At 71.6% G+C, this 14,490-nt stretch carries 16 protein-coding genes; 9 read left to right on the top strand and 7 right to left on the bottom strand.

The window, feature by feature from the left end:
- Positions 1-94: 94 nt before the first annotated feature.
- Genes MQP27_RS21555 through MQP27_RS21535 form a run of 5 tightly spaced genes read left to right on the top strand, consistent with a single transcriptional unit; the run spans position 95 to position 3,741 of the window.
- A complete protein-coding gene (locus tag MQP27_RS21555) occupies positions 95-1,675 on the top strand; it encodes a sensor histidine kinase (RefSeq protein WP_242766927.1) in 1,581 nt (526 codons plus the stop codon).
- Positions 1,676-1,726: 51 nt separating this feature from the next.
- Positions 1,727-2,155, top strand: a complete 429-nt coding sequence (locus tag MQP27_RS21550; RefSeq protein ID WP_242767151.1) for a roadblock/LC7 domain-containing protein — start codon at positions 1,727-1,729, stop codon at positions 2,153-2,155.
- Positions 2,156-2,157: 2 nt separating this feature from the next.
- Positions 2,158-2,535: a DUF742 domain-containing protein gene (locus tag MQP27_RS21545; protein WP_242766926.1), complete on the top strand. Its 378-nt coding sequence runs from the start codon at positions 2,158-2,160 to the stop codon at positions 2,533-2,535.
- Positions 2,513-3,115 (top strand): GTP-binding protein, encoded by a 603-nt coding sequence (locus MQP27_RS21540; protein ID WP_242766925.1) that lies wholly within the window; start codon positions 2,513-2,515, stop codon positions 3,113-3,115. The genes MQP27_RS21545 and MQP27_RS21540 overlap by 23 nt, the downstream gene beginning before the upstream one ends.
- 32 nt (positions 3,116-3,147) lie before the next feature.
- Entirely contained in the window at positions 3,148-3,741 is a 594-nt protein-coding gene (locus MQP27_RS21535) for a GAF domain-containing protein (RefSeq protein ID WP_242766924.1), read from the top strand.
- Between the two features lie 53 nt (positions 3,742-3,794).
- Here the strand turns inward: MQP27_RS21535 and MQP27_RS21530 are convergent, their stop codons facing one another.
- On the bottom strand, positions 3,795-5,030 hold the full coding sequence (locus MQP27_RS21530) for an acyl-CoA dehydrogenase family protein (protein ID WP_242766923.1): 1,236 nt from the start codon (positions 5,028-5,030) through the stop codon (positions 3,795-3,797).
- Between the two features lie 494 nt (positions 5,031-5,524).
- On the opposite strand from MQP27_RS21530, the gene MQP27_RS21525 reads away from it, so the two are divergent.
- Entirely contained in the window at positions 5,525-6,247 is a 723-nt protein-coding gene (locus tag MQP27_RS21525) for a GNAT family N-acetyltransferase (protein ID WP_242766922.1), read from the top strand.
- Entirely contained in the window at positions 6,247-6,675 is a 429-nt protein-coding gene (locus MQP27_RS21520) for a nuclear transport factor 2 family protein (protein WP_242766921.1), read from the top strand. The genes MQP27_RS21525 and MQP27_RS21520 overlap by 1 nt, the downstream gene beginning before the upstream one ends.
- Here the strand turns inward: MQP27_RS21520 and MQP27_RS21515 are convergent.
- A complete protein-coding gene (locus MQP27_RS21515; RefSeq protein WP_242766920.1) occupies positions 6,666-7,523 on the bottom strand; it encodes an alpha/beta fold hydrolase in 858 nt (285 codons plus the stop codon). The two genes, MQP27_RS21520 and MQP27_RS21515, sit on opposite strands and share 10 nt — an antisense overlap.
- Before the next feature lie 32 nt (positions 7,524-7,555).
- Positions 7,556-8,572, bottom strand: coding sequence for a zinc-binding dehydrogenase (locus MQP27_RS21510; protein WP_242766919.1), 1,017 nt, complete (start codon positions 8,570-8,572; stop codon positions 7,556-7,558).
- Positions 8,573-8,722: 150 nt separating this feature from the next.
- Here MQP27_RS21510 and MQP27_RS21505 point away from each other — a divergent pair, with 150 nt between their 5' ends.
- Positions 8,723-9,418, top strand: a complete 696-nt coding sequence (locus MQP27_RS21505) for an AraC family transcriptional regulator (RefSeq protein ID WP_372511266.1) — start codon at positions 8,723-8,725, stop codon at positions 9,416-9,418.
- Here the strand turns inward: MQP27_RS21505 and MQP27_RS21500 are convergent.
- The 4 genes from MQP27_RS21500 to MQP27_RS21485 form a co-directional block, all read right to left on the bottom strand.
- On the bottom strand, positions 9,405-9,755 hold the full coding sequence (locus MQP27_RS21500) for a VOC family protein (RefSeq protein ID WP_242766917.1): 351 nt from the start codon (positions 9,753-9,755) through the stop codon (positions 9,405-9,407). The two genes, MQP27_RS21505 and MQP27_RS21500, sit on opposite strands and share 14 nt — an antisense overlap.
- Positions 9,756-9,844: 89 nt before the next feature.
- The gene (locus MQP27_RS21495) at positions 9,845-11,269 is read right to left on the bottom strand and encodes a DHA2 family efflux MFS transporter permease subunit (protein WP_242766916.1); all 1,425 of its coding nucleotides are present in this window, start codon (positions 11,267-11,269) and stop codon (positions 9,845-9,847) included.
- Between the two features lie 20 nt (positions 11,270-11,289).
- Complete coding sequence (locus MQP27_RS21490) at positions 11,290-12,294, bottom strand: RNA polymerase subunit sigma-70 (RefSeq protein WP_242766915.1); 1,005 nt, start codon at positions 12,292-12,294, stop codon at positions 11,290-11,292.
- A 122-nt stretch (positions 12,295-12,416) separates the two neighbouring features.
- Entirely contained in the window at positions 12,417-13,307 is an 891-nt protein-coding gene (locus tag MQP27_RS21485) for a helix-turn-helix transcriptional regulator (RefSeq protein ID WP_242766914.1), read from the bottom strand.
- A gap of 172 nt (positions 13,308-13,479) precedes the next feature.
- On the opposite strand from MQP27_RS21485, the gene MQP27_RS21480 reads away from it, so the two are divergent.
- On the top strand, positions 13,480-14,313 hold the full coding sequence (locus tag MQP27_RS21480; RefSeq protein WP_242766913.1) for an SDR family NAD(P)-dependent oxidoreductase: 834 nt from the start codon (positions 13,480-13,482) through the stop codon (positions 14,311-14,313).
- The last annotated feature ends 177 nt before the right edge of the window (positions 14,314-14,490 follow it).

Here is a 14,490-nt window from a genome sequence, read left to right as displayed (position 1 = left end):
GGGAGTTGACCTTTGCTGCGCGCTGCGTGCCGCGCGTCCTTGCTGGTTGACCGAGAGGACTCCGATGCCCGAATCTCCGCCTTACGCAGTGCGCGTGGAACCAGGTCAGGCGGCCGCGGCGGGACCGACGCGAAGCAGGCGCGGTCGGCATTCGGGGCAGGACGAACTCGGTGAGACCGCGGGCCGGTCCCGCGCGGTGCGCCTCGGCGTCCTGCCCGCGGCCGTCATGGCCGTCCTCGCCGCCGCCGTCGTCGTGTTCGTGCTGCGCTCGCAGTCGGGCACCGCCGGCGCGGGCACCTGGACCGTCCTCGCCGTCGCCGCCGTGCTGGGCTGCGGTGTGCTGGCCGCCGCCGTGTACGCGGGCCGCGCCGAGGACCGGCGCACGGCACGGCAGTACGAGGCGCTGCGCCGGTCGGTGACCGCCGGACAGGCCGACCTGCACGCCGTGGTGCAGCGGCTCGAACGCGGCGAGCCGGTCGAGCAGACCCCGTTCAGCGGCGTGGTCCCGCCGCGGACCGACCCGCTGGCCTTGCTCGCGTACGAGATAGCCGTCGGCATGTGGCAGGTGCGCGCCGCGCTGGCCCAGACGGCGCAGCTGCCCCGCGGCAACGCGCAGGACAGCGGGGAGCGCGTCGAGGTCTTCGTCAACCTCGCCCGGCGTCTGCAGTCGCTCGTGCACCGCGCGATCAACATGCTCGACCAGCTGGAGAACGAGGTCGAGGACCCGGAGCTGCTCAAGGGCCTGTTCACCGTCGACCACCTCACCACCCGCATCCGCCGCCACGCCGAGAACGTCGCGGTCCTCGGCGGCTCGGTCTCCCGCCGCCAGTGGACCCGCCCGGTGACCCTGACCGAGGTGCTGCGCTCCTCGATCGCCGAGGTCGAGCACTACTCCCGGGTCAAGCTGGTCCCGCCGATCGAGGGGACCCTGCGCGGACACGCCGTCGCCGACGTCATCCACCTGCTGGCCGAACTCGTCGAGAACGCCACCGCGTTCTCCGAGCCCCACACCCAGGTGCTGCTGCGGGCCCAGCGCGTCGCCTCCGGACTGGCCGTCGAGGTCGAGGACCGGGGCCTGGGCATGCCGCCCCAGGAACAGGCCCGCATCAACGCGCTGCTCGCCGAGCCCGACCACGTCGACCTCAGCAAGCTGCTCGCGGACGGCCGGATCGGCCTGTACGTGGTGTCGGCGCTGGCCCGCCGCCACGGCATCGCGGTCCGGCTGCAGAGCAACATCTACGGCGGCATCCAGGCGGTCCTGATCCTGCCCCCCGGCCTGCTCGGCGACGAGAACGCCGCGGCGCCACCCCGGACGCAGGCCGAGATGCCCAGGTCCGCCGCGCCCGCCCAGCCGTCGCCCGCGGCCGGCCCGGCCCAGGCCACCCGTCCCATGACCCAGCCGCCGCTGCGGCAGCCCCTGCCGCCGGCCCAGGCCGCGCCCCCGCCGCACACGCGCCCGCCCATGCAGGGCGGGATGCCCGGCGACCGGCGGCCCGCGCTGCCCCAGCGCCACGCCCAGGAGCACCTGGCGCCCGAGCTGCGCGACAGCCCCGCCCCGCGGAACGCCGAGGAGCAGGACAAAGAACACGATCCAGGGCTGATGGCCCTGTTCCAGCGCGGAATCCGCCTCGCCGACAACGAACCGGACGAGCCTCCCACCGGCAGTTCGCGCTGACCCGAGGCCCCTGTATTCGCAACAAGGAGAAAGAACCCCACCGTGAGCGACATGCATGCCGGCCAGCCCAAGAACCTCGACTGGCTCCTGGCCGGACTCGTCCAGAGGGTCCCCTACACACGCAGTGCCCTGCTGCTGTCCTCGGACGGGCTGGCGAAAGCCTTCGACGGGCTGGAGACGGCCGCCGAGGCGGAACACCTGGCCGCGCTGGCCTCCGGCCTGCACTCGCTCGCGCGCAGCGCGGGCGTGCAGTTCGCCGCCGGGGCCGACGTGCGGCAGGTGGTGGTGGAGCTGGACACCGCTCTGCTGTTCGTCTGCGCGGCCGGCTCCGGCGCCTGTCTGGCCGTGCTGGCCGACCGGGACGCCGACGCCGCCGTGCTCGGCTACGAGATGGCCATGCTGGTCAAGAGCGTGCGCCCGTACCTCGCCACCCCGGCACGGCAGCAGGCGGCCGGCAGCTCGTTCGACCCGGGGCGCTGAGGATGCCGGATGCGCCGGACGGGTCGTGGCTCGACGACGAGGCCGGGCGGCTGATACGGCCGTACACGGTGAGCAACGGCCGTACCCGCCCCTCGTCGCACTTCGACCTGCTCACCCTGGTGATGACGACCGGCGTCCGGCCCCCCGCCCATCTCGGCCCGGACTACGACCAGGTCATCGCGCTGTGCGACCGGCCCGTCTCGGTCGCCGAGGTGGCCGCCCACCTGCGGCTGCCGGCCGTCGTCACCAAAGTCCTCCTGTCCGACCTCGTCACGCACCGGGCGCTCACCACGAGCGCGCCGCGTGCTATCGAAGCCGGCTCCCCGACCGACCGACATCTCCTGGAGACGGTGCTGCATGGCCTTCGCAAGCGCCTCTGACCCCTTCCCGACCGCGCTGAAGATCCTCATCGCGGGCGGCTTCGGGGTCGGCAAGACCACCTTCGTCGGTGCGGTCAGCGAGATCGAACCGCTGAGCACCGAGGAACTGCTGACCCAGGTCAGCGCCCGTACCGACAGCCTGGCCGGCATCGAGGGCAAGACGACCACCACGGTGGCCATGGACTTCGGCCGCATGTCCCTGGACGACAACCACGTCCTGTACCTGTTCGGTACGCCGGGGCAGGAGCGGTTCTGGTTCATGTGGGACGAGCTGTCGTCCGGGGCGCTGGGTGCGGTGGTGCTGGCCGACACCCGGCGGCTGGAGCAGTGTTTCGCCGCCGTCGACTTCTTCGAGCGCCGCGGCATCGGCTTCATCGTGGCCGTCAACGAGTTCGACGGCGCCTACCGCTACGAGTCCGAGGAGATACGCGCGGCCCTTGACCTCAAGCCCGACATTCCCGTGGTGATGTGCGACGCCCGCCAGTGCAACTCGGCGACGCGCGTGCTGATCGCACTCCTGCAACATCTGCTCGCCTCGACTCCCGGCACACCGCCCGCGGAGCGCAACCCGCTCGGCTGAGGACATCCTCCGCCGAGCCGAATGGAGCCTGCATGTCAGCCCCGGTTCCCTACCAGCCCCCGTTCGACCCGACCGGTCATCTGCTGCTGACCCCCGAGGACCGGGACGCGCCCGCCCGTGTGGCCAGGCTGCGCGAGCTCGGCATCGCCGACAGCCCGGTCCCGGAGTTCGACGACTTCGCGCGCAACCTCGCGCACGTCACCGGCGCACCCTTCTCGATGGTCAACTTCATCGACGAGAACCGCCAGTACTTCGCTGGCCTGTACGCGGCGGGCCGGCCGGGCGTGCAGCTGGAGCCGTCCCAGCAGCAGACCCCGGTCGGCCGGACGATGACCCGTGACCAGGGCTACTGCCCGCACGTCGTCGTACGCAAGAAGGCCCTGGTGCTGGAGGACGTCTGCGACTACCCCAGGTTCGCCGGCAACCGCGTCGTCGACGAGATCGGCATCCGCTCCTACATGGGCGCTCCGCTGATCGACTGGAAGACGGGCATGGCCCTGGGCACGATCTGCGTGGTCGACACCGACACCCACCCGTGGGGCCGGGAGGGCCTGGCGACCATCAAGTCGCTGGCGCAGCAGCTGGTCGACCGGCTGCACACCATGGAGACCCGGGGCGAGATCTGACCGGGAGCCGGGGGCACAGCGCTGTGTTCCCGGTTCCCGGCGGTCCTCTTCGCTCAGGCAGGGTGGCCGGCGGTCTCCAGCGGTTCCTGCGAGCGTCGCGGCGGCACGGTCCGTACGAGATCGGCGAGGCGCTCGGACCACTGGCCCTTGGCTGTGCCGAGGGCGATCTCGCCCAGGCGCAGCAGCTGGATGTCGGAGGTGCCGGCGGGGGAGTAGATGTGGTGGGCGTCGCGCAGATAGCGCTCGACGGGGCGGTCGGTGAACAGTCCGCTCGCGGCATGGATCTCCATGCTGTCGCGGGCCGAGTCGATGGCCGCCTCGACGTTGAGGAGCTTGGCGTTCATCAGCTCCGCGTCGCACGGCAGCCCCTGGTCGAGCAGGTGCACGGCGTGGTAGGCGGCCAGCCGGGCCGTCATCAGCCGGGACTTCATCCTGCCCAACTTGAGCTTGATGTTGGTGAGTTCGCCGAGGGGTGCGCCGTAGCGTTCCCGCTCGATGCACAGGGCCGTCGTCTCCTCGAAGACGGCCTGGTGGATGCCGAGGGAGACCGCCGTCAGATTGGGGCGGCCGTAGAGGATGCTGGAGGAGTAGGCGACGGCCAGGCCCTGGCCCTCGGTGCCGAGCAGATTGGCCGCCGGGACCCGGCAGTTGTCGAAGACGAGCTCGCCGAAGCTGAAGCCGTGCAGGCCCATCGCGGGCTGCAGCTCGCCGAGCGAGAAGCCGGGCCGGTCGGCCTCGACGAGGAAGGCGGACAGTCCCTTCGAGCCCTCGCCGGTGCGCATCACCACCCCGTGGAGGTCGCCGACGTGGCTGTTGCCGACGAAGACCTTGCTGCCATTGAGCACGTACTCGTCGCCGTCGCGGACGGCGGTGCTGCCCATGCCGAGGACATGGCCGCCCGAGGCGGGCTCGGTGACCGCGATCGTGGGCAGGCAGTCGCCGGCGGCGATGCGCGGCAGCCAGGTTCTGCGCTGTTCGTCGTTCCCGAAGTGGATGATCTTGGCCACGCCGAGCTGGGAGGCCTGGACCATGGCGCCCATCGCGCCGCTGACGCGGGCGAGTTCCTCGATGGTGATCGTCTTGGCCAGGTGTCCGGCCGCCATCCCGCCGTACTCCCTGGCGATGGTGACACCGATCCAGCCCTGCCGGGCTATGAGCCGGGACAGCTCATGGGCCACCGCACGGGAGGTCTCCATCTCCGCTATCCGCGGACGCACCTCCCGTTCGGCGAACTCCCGGACCGTGTAGCGCAGGTCCTCGTGCCACCTGCTGGTGAATTCGCGTTCCACAACCCCTCCTGCACGCTGCCTCCGAACCCGCTGGCTCTGGAGGTCATTCGTCGGGCAGTGGTCAATCGCCCCGGGCCGACCGCCCAAAATATTGTCTACTTATCGACCCCTCTCAGCCAAGATCACTCATGGACATTGACTGAAATGCGGCACCTTGCATTCCGGCTCAACTGTGCGATACGGAGCGGCACTTGGTCTGTTCCGGACACGTCACGGAGAGAAACCGCTCAACTGTGAACAAGGTTCGCCCAATGCGGACATAGGCCTGCCCGCCAGGCAATTGCCGGGCGGGCAGGCACCGGCCTCGGGCCACAACCGGTCACGTTCTGTCTGGCCGATAAGGGAACCGTCATCCGTGCCGTCCGCCCGCTTCACCGACGCAAACCAGCCATGGTCACCACGGGCCGCCCCGAGACCCGCCGCAACACCAGCCACATGCCCCACTGCAGTGGGCACGCGAAGCGATCCGGGGGCGTCTGGCAGGATCGGGCGGTGTGGCGAGTGATCCGTTGCTGGTGAGGGCCCGGGGGCTGTGGGAGGAACTGGCGGGAGTGCCGGTGTCATTCGCGCCGGCCGGTGGTGTGAACGTGGTGGTCTCCCCGAAATCCGCTCTGTGCCCGCCCGGTTGGCTCGGGGCTGTGGCCTTGGGCGGTTCGGCGCTGATGACCGTGCCGAGTGAGCGCGCCGCCCTGATCGTTTCCGACACGCCGGCGCGGCTGTCGGTGGAGGCCCTGATGGATGGCGAATCGGTCCGGGAGGTGCTGCCCGTGGCCCGGATGCTGGGGCCCGCGACACTGGCGTATGTCTCCGCGGAGGGCTTCCGGCGGGCGGGAACCGGTGCGGTGGCAGTCGCTCAACTGCCCGCCGACCACCCGGATTTGCGCCGCCTGGAGGAGACGGCCGGCCAACAGGACGCCGGAGAGGCCGCACTCGACGAGATCACCTCGCCGGCGTTCGTGGTTCACGAGCAGGGTCGGGCGATTGCTGCCGCGGGCTACCGGACCTGGCCGAGCAGGACCGCCCACCTGTGCGTGCTGACGGCGCCCCGGGCGCGTGGGCGAGGGCTGGCGCGAGTGGCCGGCTCGGCGGCGGTCTCGCACGCTCTCGGCGCCGGGCTGCTGCCGCAATGGCGCGCACGGCCCCTGGCCTCACGGCGCGTGGCAGCCGCCTTGGGCTTCGCGGAACTCGGCTCCCAGCTCAGTTTGGAGCTTGCCTGATGTCCAGCCACCGAGCCATCGAGAACCTGATCGCGCGCTACGCCGAACTCGTCGACGACGGAGACTTCGCGGGCCTTGGAGGGCTGCTCCAGGACGCCACCTTCGCGGGCAGCGGCGAGCCGGTGCGCAGCAGGGACGCGATCGAGAAGATGTTCCGGGACACGCTGATCGTCTACGCCGACGGCACGCCCCGCACCCAGCACGTCACGACCAACATCGCCATCGAGGTCGACGAAGAGGCGGGTACGGCGGTCGCACGTTCGTACGTCACCGTGCTGCAGGCACTGCCCGACCTGCCCTTGCAACCCATCGCCGGCGGCCGCTACCACGACCGCTTCGAGCGACGGGACGGGCAGTGGCGCTTCGTGGAGCGGCGGGTTCGCATCAACCTGGTCGGCGATGTGAGTCGGCATCTGCGTCAGGCGTGATCCCCTGGTGTCGCGGTGTGTCGCAGGACCGCATCGGCGATCGTCTCCCAGTCGGCCCGCTCGACGCCGTGGCCCGCGTCCTCCAAGGCCATCAGGTCGGCCGTGGGGATCTCCTGCGCCAGCGCCCGGCCGTGCTCGAAGGGGAACATCGGATCGGCGGTGCCGTGGATGACCAGGGTTGGCACGGCGAGCGACGACAGGCCCTGGTGTGGCTGCTCGCCGTGGGGGAGCAGGTCGTGGTTCTGTACGGCGGCGAAGTCGCGTGCGCGCTCGACGTCACGGCGGACCAGGTCACGGGCCGCGCCCTCGTCGAACGGGCGGCGGCCGCCCGCGAGCACACGTGAGTAGGCGACCAGGTGGTCGATCACCGAGGCGGCCCGGGACCAGTCGACCCGCGCCGACGACACGAACCGCATGAACTCCTGCGTCGGCGGCGGCAGTTCGCGGTCCATGGGCACTGCGCCGGTCGTGCTGATGAGGGTCAGCGAGAGCACCCGATCGGCATGGTCGAGCGCGACCAGCTGGGCGAAAGCCCCTCCGGCCGAGACACCCACCAGGTGCGCGGCCGGGATCCCATGGGCGTCCAGCACGGCGACGGCGTCACCGACGAGGTCCGCGCCGGTGTAGGCGGGCCGCCCCGGCTCGTAGGTGACGGAGCGACCGGTGTCGCGGTGGTCGTAACGGATCACGAACCGTCCGCCATCGGCGAGCAGCCGGCAGAAGCTCTCCTCCCACCAGAGCATCGACGCGCCGGTGCCCATGATGAGCAGGACGGGCGGGTCCGAGGGGTCACCGAAAGCTTCGGTGCACAGCTCCACGCCGTTTGCGTCGATCATGCGTTCAGCCATCGCCGCACCTCCTCGCCTCGCCCATTCTCCCTTCAGGGCAGCACGACCAGCTTCCCGGCGGCCCGGTTGTCCTCCATGTAGCGGTGGGCCGCGGCGATGTCGTCGAGGGCGAAGACGCGGTCCACGTTGGGCCGGTAGACGCCGGCCTCGACCTCGTCGACGACGCGTTGCAGCAGGGGCCTGCCCGCGCTGCCCTTGACGTTGTCGCTGTGAAAGGCCGTGAGCCTGGTTCCGGACGGGATCATCGCGACCGGTTCGAAGTCCGGGATCAGCCAGCCGCTGAGCGTGCCCGTCATGCACACCGTCCCGCCACGCCGCACCAGCCGAAGCGAATCGACCGCCGTGGCCGTCCCGACGAGATCCAGAACGTAGTCCGGACCCTCGGGCCAGATCTCGTGCACACCGTCCGCCAGATGCTCGCCGTCGTCCAGGAGTACGTGGTCCACGCCCGCCGCTGCCAGCGCATCGGTCTTGTCGCGCCGCCGCGTCGTGGCCGCGGTCTCGATGCCGTACCCGGCCGCGATCGACGCGGCCGCCATGCCCACCGACGAGGTCCCGCCGCGGATCAGCAGCCGTCCCTTGCCGCCCGGTTCGATTCCCAGCGCGTCCAGTGAGCCCTGCGCGGTCAGGTACGTCTCGGGCAGCGCGGCCAGGACGTCCCAGGGCAGGGTGGTGGCGAGCGGCATCAGGAGGGAGTTCGGCAGCAGCGCGTACTCCGCGTATCCGCCGTCGAACTGCCGGCCCATCTCACCCATGACGGCGGCGACGGTGGTGCCGTCCGGGAGGAGGGGGTCGGTCGAGGCCGCCACGACTCCCACGCATTCGATGCCCAGCACGCGCGGGAACCTTACGTCGGGGGAGTGCCCCTGACGGGTCCTCAGCTCCGAGCGGTTCAGTCCCGCGCCCTTGATCCGCACCAGGCTCCAGCCCTCCCGGACCTCCGGGACCGGCAGCTCACGCAGCTCCAGCACCTCCGGGCCGCCTGCCCTGACACAGACCGCCGCCTTCATCGTCGTAACCCTTTGAGGGTGCCCTGTTTGTTCGCGCATGGGTCCACTGTTGCCCGGGGCCGGTGCGGCGGGCCACCGGTAGAATGCCAAGCTATGCCTGTAGGCCGCCAAGTCCCCGGGACCGGTGGGACGTCACAGCTCTGGCCGTCCGCAGGGGTGCATCTGTGGCCCTCGGGGGAGGCGAGCTCGGTGCACCGCCATACCCGTGGGCATCTGGTGTATGCGGCCCGGGGTGTGCTCTCCGTGCGCACGGAGAGCGGTACGTCGATCGTGCCGGCCAACCGGGTCGCCTGGACTCCCGCGGGGTTCACCCACCAGCACCGTGCGCACAGCGACACCGAGATGCGGATCGTGTTCCTGCCGGCGTCCCTGGCTCGGCTGGTGCCGGACCGGCCGGCCGTGTTCCTCGTCTCCGGCCTCGCCCGCGAGATCCTGCTGACCCTCACGGGGCCCCGCAGCCACGACCGCGCCGCGAGCGCCCGGCTGCGCCGGGTCCTCGTCGACGAACTCCACGAGGCGAACGAGCAGCCGCTGCAGTTGCCGGAGCCGCGCGACGACCGGTTGCGGGCCGTCGCGCGGATCCTTCACGAGCAGCCCGCGGACAACAGCTCACTGGCCGAACTGGGGCGGGCGGTCGGAGCCGGCGCCCGCACGCTCAGCCGGCTCTTCCGCGACGAACTGGGCATGACCTTCTACGAATGGCGCACCCAGGTGCGCATCCATCACGCCCTCGTCCTGCTGGCCGACGGCCACGACACGACCCGCGTCGCGCACGCCTGCGGCTGGGCGAACCCCAGCGGCTTCATCGAGGCCTTCGCGAGCATCATCGGCACCACACCCGGCCGTTACCGGGCCGGCCGCGTCGGTGAGGTCAGGCGGCGATGAGGTCGAACTCGTTGCCCTCGGGGTCGGCGAGGGTGACGTAGTGGATGTGGGCGTCGACCTCGTTGAGCCGGGTGGCTCCGAGCTCGGTCAGGCGTCGTACCTCGGCGTCGAAGTCGGCGGTGACCAGGTCGAAGTGCACGCGGTTCTTGACCTTCTTGCCCTCGGGGACCTGGCGGAAGCCGATCCGGGAGCCCGGGACGGCGGGGTCGGCCTCGATGGCCGCGTTGGTCTCGTCGGCTCCTTCCGCGACGGTACGGCCGAGGACCTCGGCCCAGAAGGACGCGGCGACCTTGGCGTCGGAGGCGTCGAAGGTGATGCCGAAGACTGCGCTGGACATGACGGTCTGCTTTCTGCCGCGTGATGTGGGTGTGTGTCTTGGGTCTGTGCGGGTGGGTGGTGGGGCCCGGCCGACGGGACGCGTGCCGGTCAGTCCGTGCTCGCCCGCCGGCGCAGCAAGCCGAGGCAGGACACCGCGGCGACCAGCTCGGCGCCCGCGATGGTCCACCAGCCGTGCTGGAAGGCATGGTGTGCCGCGGCGTAGGAGGCGGGGGCGCCGAGGATCGCGACGACGATGCTGACGCCGAGCACGAACCCGATCTGGCGCGTCATGTTGATCACTCCGCTGCCGGTCGAGGCCCGGTGCGGCGGCAGGCCCGCGGTCGCGGCCGCCAGCAGCGTGGGCAGGGTCAGCCCTATGCCGAGGCCGGCGATCAGCTGGCCGGGCAGCAGTTCGCTCGCGTAGCGCGTGCCGTGCGGGCCGAGCAACAGGAGGTTGACCACGGCGGCCACCACGAACAGCACGCTGCCCACGGCGGCCAGGGCGCCGGCCTGCACCCGGTGGGCGAGGCGCTGGGTGAGCACGGCCACGAGGGGGACCATGGCGGGTCCGGGCGCCACGCCGAAACCGGTGGCGATCGTCGACCAGTGCCAGACGTTCTGCAGCCAGAGCACCACCATGAGCAGGTAGCCGGCCAGGCCGAGGCTGAAGGCGAGCATCGCGAGGTTGGCCGCGGCGAAGGTGCGGACGCGGTAGAGGGCGGGGTCGACCACCGGCACGGGGTGGTGCTCGGCCCGCCAGACGAACCCTGCCAGCGCTGCCACGGCGAGCACGAAGACCGCGATCGTGTCCTCGCTGCCCCAGCCCCAGTCGCCGCCCTTGACGATGGCAAGGGCCAGCGCGCCCACACCGACGGTCAGCAGCCCGGCGCCGAGCCCATCGGGAATCCTGGTCACGGCGGTGTCCCGCGAGTCCGGCACGACATGGCGGGCGGCGACGAACGCGACGATCCCGACCGGGAGGTTGATCAGGAACACCCAGCGCCAGGAAGCGGTGACCAGCAGGCCGCCGATGACGGGTCCGCCTGCCGCGGCGATCCCGGCGACGGTGGTCCAGATCCGCACGTACCCGAGCCGTTTGCCCGCCGGCACCGCGGCCAGGAGGAGGCCGAGCGAGGTCGGGGTGATCGCGGCCGCGCCGGCGGCCTGCAGCAGCCGGAACACCACCAGCCACCACAGGCCCGGGGCGACGGCGCAGGCGACGCTCGCCGCAGTGAACAGCCCGAGGCCCTGGAGGAACATCCGCTTGCGGCCGATCCTGTCGGCCAGACGTCCGAGCGGCACGAGCAGCGCCGCGAAGACGATCGCGTACCCGTTGAGCACCCAGCTCAGGTTGGCGATCGACGACCCGCTGAAGCTCGTACCGATCGCGTCGAAGGCGACGTTGACGACGAAGGTGTCCAGGCTGGCCATGAACGCGGCCAGCGACAGGACCGTGAGGACGGCTCGCGGGTTGTGCGCAGCCGTGGGTTCGGCCCGGGTGGCGGGGGTCGCCACCCGGCTCTGTTCGATCATGGGGGTGTTTCCTGTCGTGATCAGGCCGGCAGGGTGCGCGGCAGCCCGAAGCGGGCGAGAACGTTGTTGTCGAAGATCGTCATCTCGGCGATCCGGTCGCCGCTGAGGGTGAGCACCATCAGCCCGGCCGCGTGCAGCACGCCGGAGTGCCGCTCGCGCTGGTACACACCGAAGGCGGGCTGGTGGTTGGCGCGGGTCGCGACCAGTCGGCGCCCTCCGACCCGGGCGAAGACCGCGGCCAGCATCCCGGCGGCGGCGTCGCGGCCGCGGTACTCGAACGGCACCGGGGGCATGCTCAGGCGCACGTCCTCGGCGAGCAGGGCGATCACCTGGTCGACGTCCGCCGTCGCGTACGCACGGGTGAGCCTGTCGACCAGGGCGCGCTCGGCCGGCGAGTCCGGGGGCGGCGCGGGTGCCCGCTCGGGCCGGTGCCGGGCGAGGGTGGCACGTGCGCGCTTGAGGGCGCTGGTGACGGACTCGGTGCTGGTCTCAAGGATGTCGGCGGACTCGGCCGCGCTGTAGCCGAGCACGTCGCGCAGGACCAGTACGGCGCGCTGGCGGGCCGGCAGGAGCTGGAGGGCGTTGACGAAGGCGAGAGAGATCGCCTCGTTGGCCTCGTACCGGGCGGCCGGACCGGGCCGGTGGTCGGCCAGGGTCTCCAGGACGTGGTCCGGGATCGGTTCGAGCCACGCCACCTCGCTGGTGTGCGTGGGTGCAGGCAGTTCGGGGTTGACGCCGACTTCGGGCCGCTGCATCTGGGGCCTCCGGCCTGCGGAGCGGCGCGCGTCCAGGGCGCGGTTGGTGGCGATGCGGTAGAGCCAGGTGCGCAGGCCCGAGCGCTCCTCGAACGCGGTCAGGCCGCGCCAGGCCGACAGCAGGGTCTCCTGCAGTACGTCTTCGGCGTCCTGGGCGGAGCCGAGGATCCGGTAGCAGTGAGCGTGCAGTTCCTGGCGGTAGGGCTCGACCAGCAGGCCGAACGCTTCTCCGTCCCCTGCCCGCGCACGCGTCAGCAGTGACGTTTCCATGGTGTCGGGTTCCTCCCATGTCGGTCCCCCCTTCCGGCTGTCATACGTACTGACGGCGACGGTCGCGGAAACTGGGCGGTTTCCCGGAAGAGACTCTCCGGGTCCTGGCCGAGATGCCGGACCTACGGCCGGCGCCGGGCAGGGGCCGCCTCGGACCGGCCGGAGCCGGCGCGCTCGGCCGCCCAGGCGGAGAGCACCGTCAGTGCCTCTTCCGACGGTGATCCGGGATCGGCGAGGAAGGCGAACAGGCTCTGGTCGGGGTCGCCGGGGAAGGTCAGCGCCTCGGTGTGGAGGGTCAGGCGGCCGACGATCGGATGGCGCAGGGTCTTGCTGCCGTGCGCGGGCTCGACCACCTTCTGGTCGGCCCACCAGCGACGGAAGTGCTCGCTCTTCATGGACAGTTCGCCCACCAGCTCGGCCGTGCGCAGATCGTCGGGATGACGTGCCACGTCCATCCGCAGGATCCCGACGAACATGGAGGCGGCCTTCTCCCAGCCCTCGGCGAACAACGACCGCGCGGCCTCGTCGAGCATCACCCAGCGCACGGCACTGCGCTCCCGCACCGGCATCGCGTCGAAGTCGGCGAGCAGAGCGCGGGCCATCCGATTGCTGGCCAGGATGTCGGTACGGCGGCCCAGTACGAACGCCGGCGTGTCCCCGAGACGGGCGAGGAACGCGTGCACACCGGGCCGTACCTTCTGCACGGTTCGGGGGTTACGGCGCCTGCCCGCGGCCGAGGGCCTGCGTGCCACCGCGCGCAGATAGCTGCGCTCCGCCGCGTCGAGCTGCAGGGCGTCCGCCAGGGCGTCGAGCACCGACTCCGAGGGCGTGATGGGCCTGCCCTGCTCCAGGCGTGTGTAGTAGTCCACGCTGACGCCCGCCAGGGCCGCCAGCTCCTCCCTGCGCAGCCCGGGGACCCGGCGCGGGGCCGCGTCGTGGATGCCGAGCCGCCCGGGGTCCATCGCCGCGCGCCGGGCACGCAGGAAGTCGGCGAGTCCTTCGTTCCGCTCCATGGCCCCATGGTCGCGCGCGCCGGTGCGCGGCGCGGTGGCCAAGGTGGCCCTCCGGATCCCAGGAAGCGGCGGGCCGGTTCCAGGGCCCCCGTACGGGTCCGACGGCGGTTGGCTGAAGAGCGGGACGCCACTCGGCGATCCCGCTTCCACCCCACCCCACGGAGTCCTCGACATGCCTTCCACCTGGCTCATCACCGGCGCCACCTCCGGCTTCGGTCGCCTCGTCGCCGAACGCGCGCTTGCCGACGGCGCCCATGTGATCGCGGTCGGCCGCAGCCGAGACCGGCTCGCCGACCTGTCCGACCGCGCCCCTCGCGGGCAGGTCACCCCGGTCGCACTGGACATCACCGCCCCCGACGCCCAGGACGTCCTGGCAGCCGCCGTACAGGCAGCAGGCGGCCTGGACGTCCTCGTCAACAACGCCGGATACGGGCTGTTCGGAGCCGTCGAGCAGATCGACGCCGACGAGGCCCGCGCGGTCTTCGACACCAACGTGCTGGCCAACCTCACCGTCCTACGGGCCACGCTCCCGGCGCTGCGCGCCGCCCGGGGCCGTGTCGTGCAGACCTCCTCGCTCGTCGGCCAGTTGGCCTGGGCTTCCTCGGGCCTGTACGCCGCCTCCAAGGGTGCCGTGGAGCTGTTCAGCGAGGCCCTCGCCCACGAACTGGCCCCCACTGGCGTCAAGGTCACCGTCATCGAGCCGGGCACCTTCGCCACCGACTTCGCCGCCAACCTCCGCGTCGTCGCCCCGAACGACGTCTACGCCCCGACCGTCGGCAAGTTCCTCACCGACTTCTCCGAGCTGCCGCCCGAGGCGTTCGGCGACCCGGTCGCGGTTGCGGACGCGATCACGGCGGTCACGGCGCTGGAGGAGCCGCCGCTGCGGCTGGCCGTCGGCGCGGACGCGGTCGAACACATCCGGGCGTCCCTGCGCTCGCGCCTGGCGGAACTGGACCGTTGGGAGTCTTTCCCCGAGGGGGCCCGGGCGGCCCAACCGGCCTTGTAGAGCGGGGTTTTCAACGGGCGCACCACTCAGCGGGACTCGGTTTTGCCGCCCCTTTCGCGCCGCTGTCACGCTCCGAGGCGAACGGGCCCTTCCACGGGAGCAGCGGCCCAGTCCCCGGGTCGGTTCCTCCTGCGGAACGGCGTTCCGAGCGAGGCGATCACTCCTCGCCGCCTATCC

The organism is Streptomyces cylindrosporus (assembly GCF_022698165.1).
Taxonomy (GTDB): Bacteria; Actinomycetota; Actinomycetes; order Streptomycetales; family Streptomycetaceae; genus Streptomyces; species Streptomyces cylindrosporus.
This window is presented reverse-complemented; position numbering and strand designations above follow the sequence as displayed.

Excerpts from the sequence above, each read along its gene's own strand:
- MQP27_RS21500 (WP_242766917.1), bottom strand. The coding sequence starts at position 9,755 with ATGTCCAGCGCAGTCTTCGGCATCACCTTCGACGCCTCCGACGCCAAG.
- MQP27_RS21535 (WP_242766924.1), top strand. The coding sequence starts at position 3,148 with ATGTCAGCCCCGGTTCCCTACCAGCCCCCGTTCGACCCGACCGGTCAT.
- MQP27_RS21545 (WP_242766926.1), top strand. The coding sequence starts at position 2,158 with ATGCCGGATGCGCCGGACGGGTCGTGGCTCGACGACGAGGCCGGGCGG.
- MQP27_RS21485 (WP_242766914.1), bottom strand. The coding sequence starts at position 13,307 with ATGGAGCGGAACGAAGGACTCGCCGACTTCCTGCGTGCCCGGCGCGCG.
- MQP27_RS21540 (WP_242766925.1), top strand. The coding sequence starts at position 2,513 with ATGGCCTTCGCAAGCGCCTCTGACCCCTTCCCGACCGCGCTGAAGATC.
- MQP27_RS21520 (WP_242766921.1), top strand. The coding sequence starts at position 6,247 with ATGTCCAGCCACCGAGCCATCGAGAACCTGATCGCGCGCTACGCCGAA.
- MQP27_RS21510 (WP_242766919.1), bottom strand. The coding sequence starts at position 8,572 with ATGCGCGAACAAACAGGGCACCCTCAAAGGGTTACGACGATGAAGGCG.
- MQP27_RS21550 (WP_242767151.1), top strand. The coding sequence starts at position 1,727 with ATGCATGCCGGCCAGCCCAAGAACCTCGACTGGCTCCTGGCCGGACTC.
- MQP27_RS21495 (WP_242766916.1), bottom strand. The coding sequence starts at position 11,269 with ATGATCGAACAGAGCCGGGTGGCGACCCCCGCCACCCGGGCCGAACCC.
- MQP27_RS21480 (WP_242766913.1), top strand. The coding sequence starts at position 13,480 with ATGCCTTCCACCTGGCTCATCACCGGCGCCACCTCCGGCTTCGGTCGC.
- MQP27_RS21490 (WP_242766915.1), bottom strand. The coding sequence starts at position 12,294 with ATGGAAACGTCACTGCTGACGCGTGCGCGGGCAGGGGACGGAGAAGCG.
- MQP27_RS21515 (WP_242766920.1), bottom strand. The coding sequence starts at position 7,523 with ATGGCTGAACGCATGATCGACGCAAACGGCGTGGAGCTGTGCACCGAA.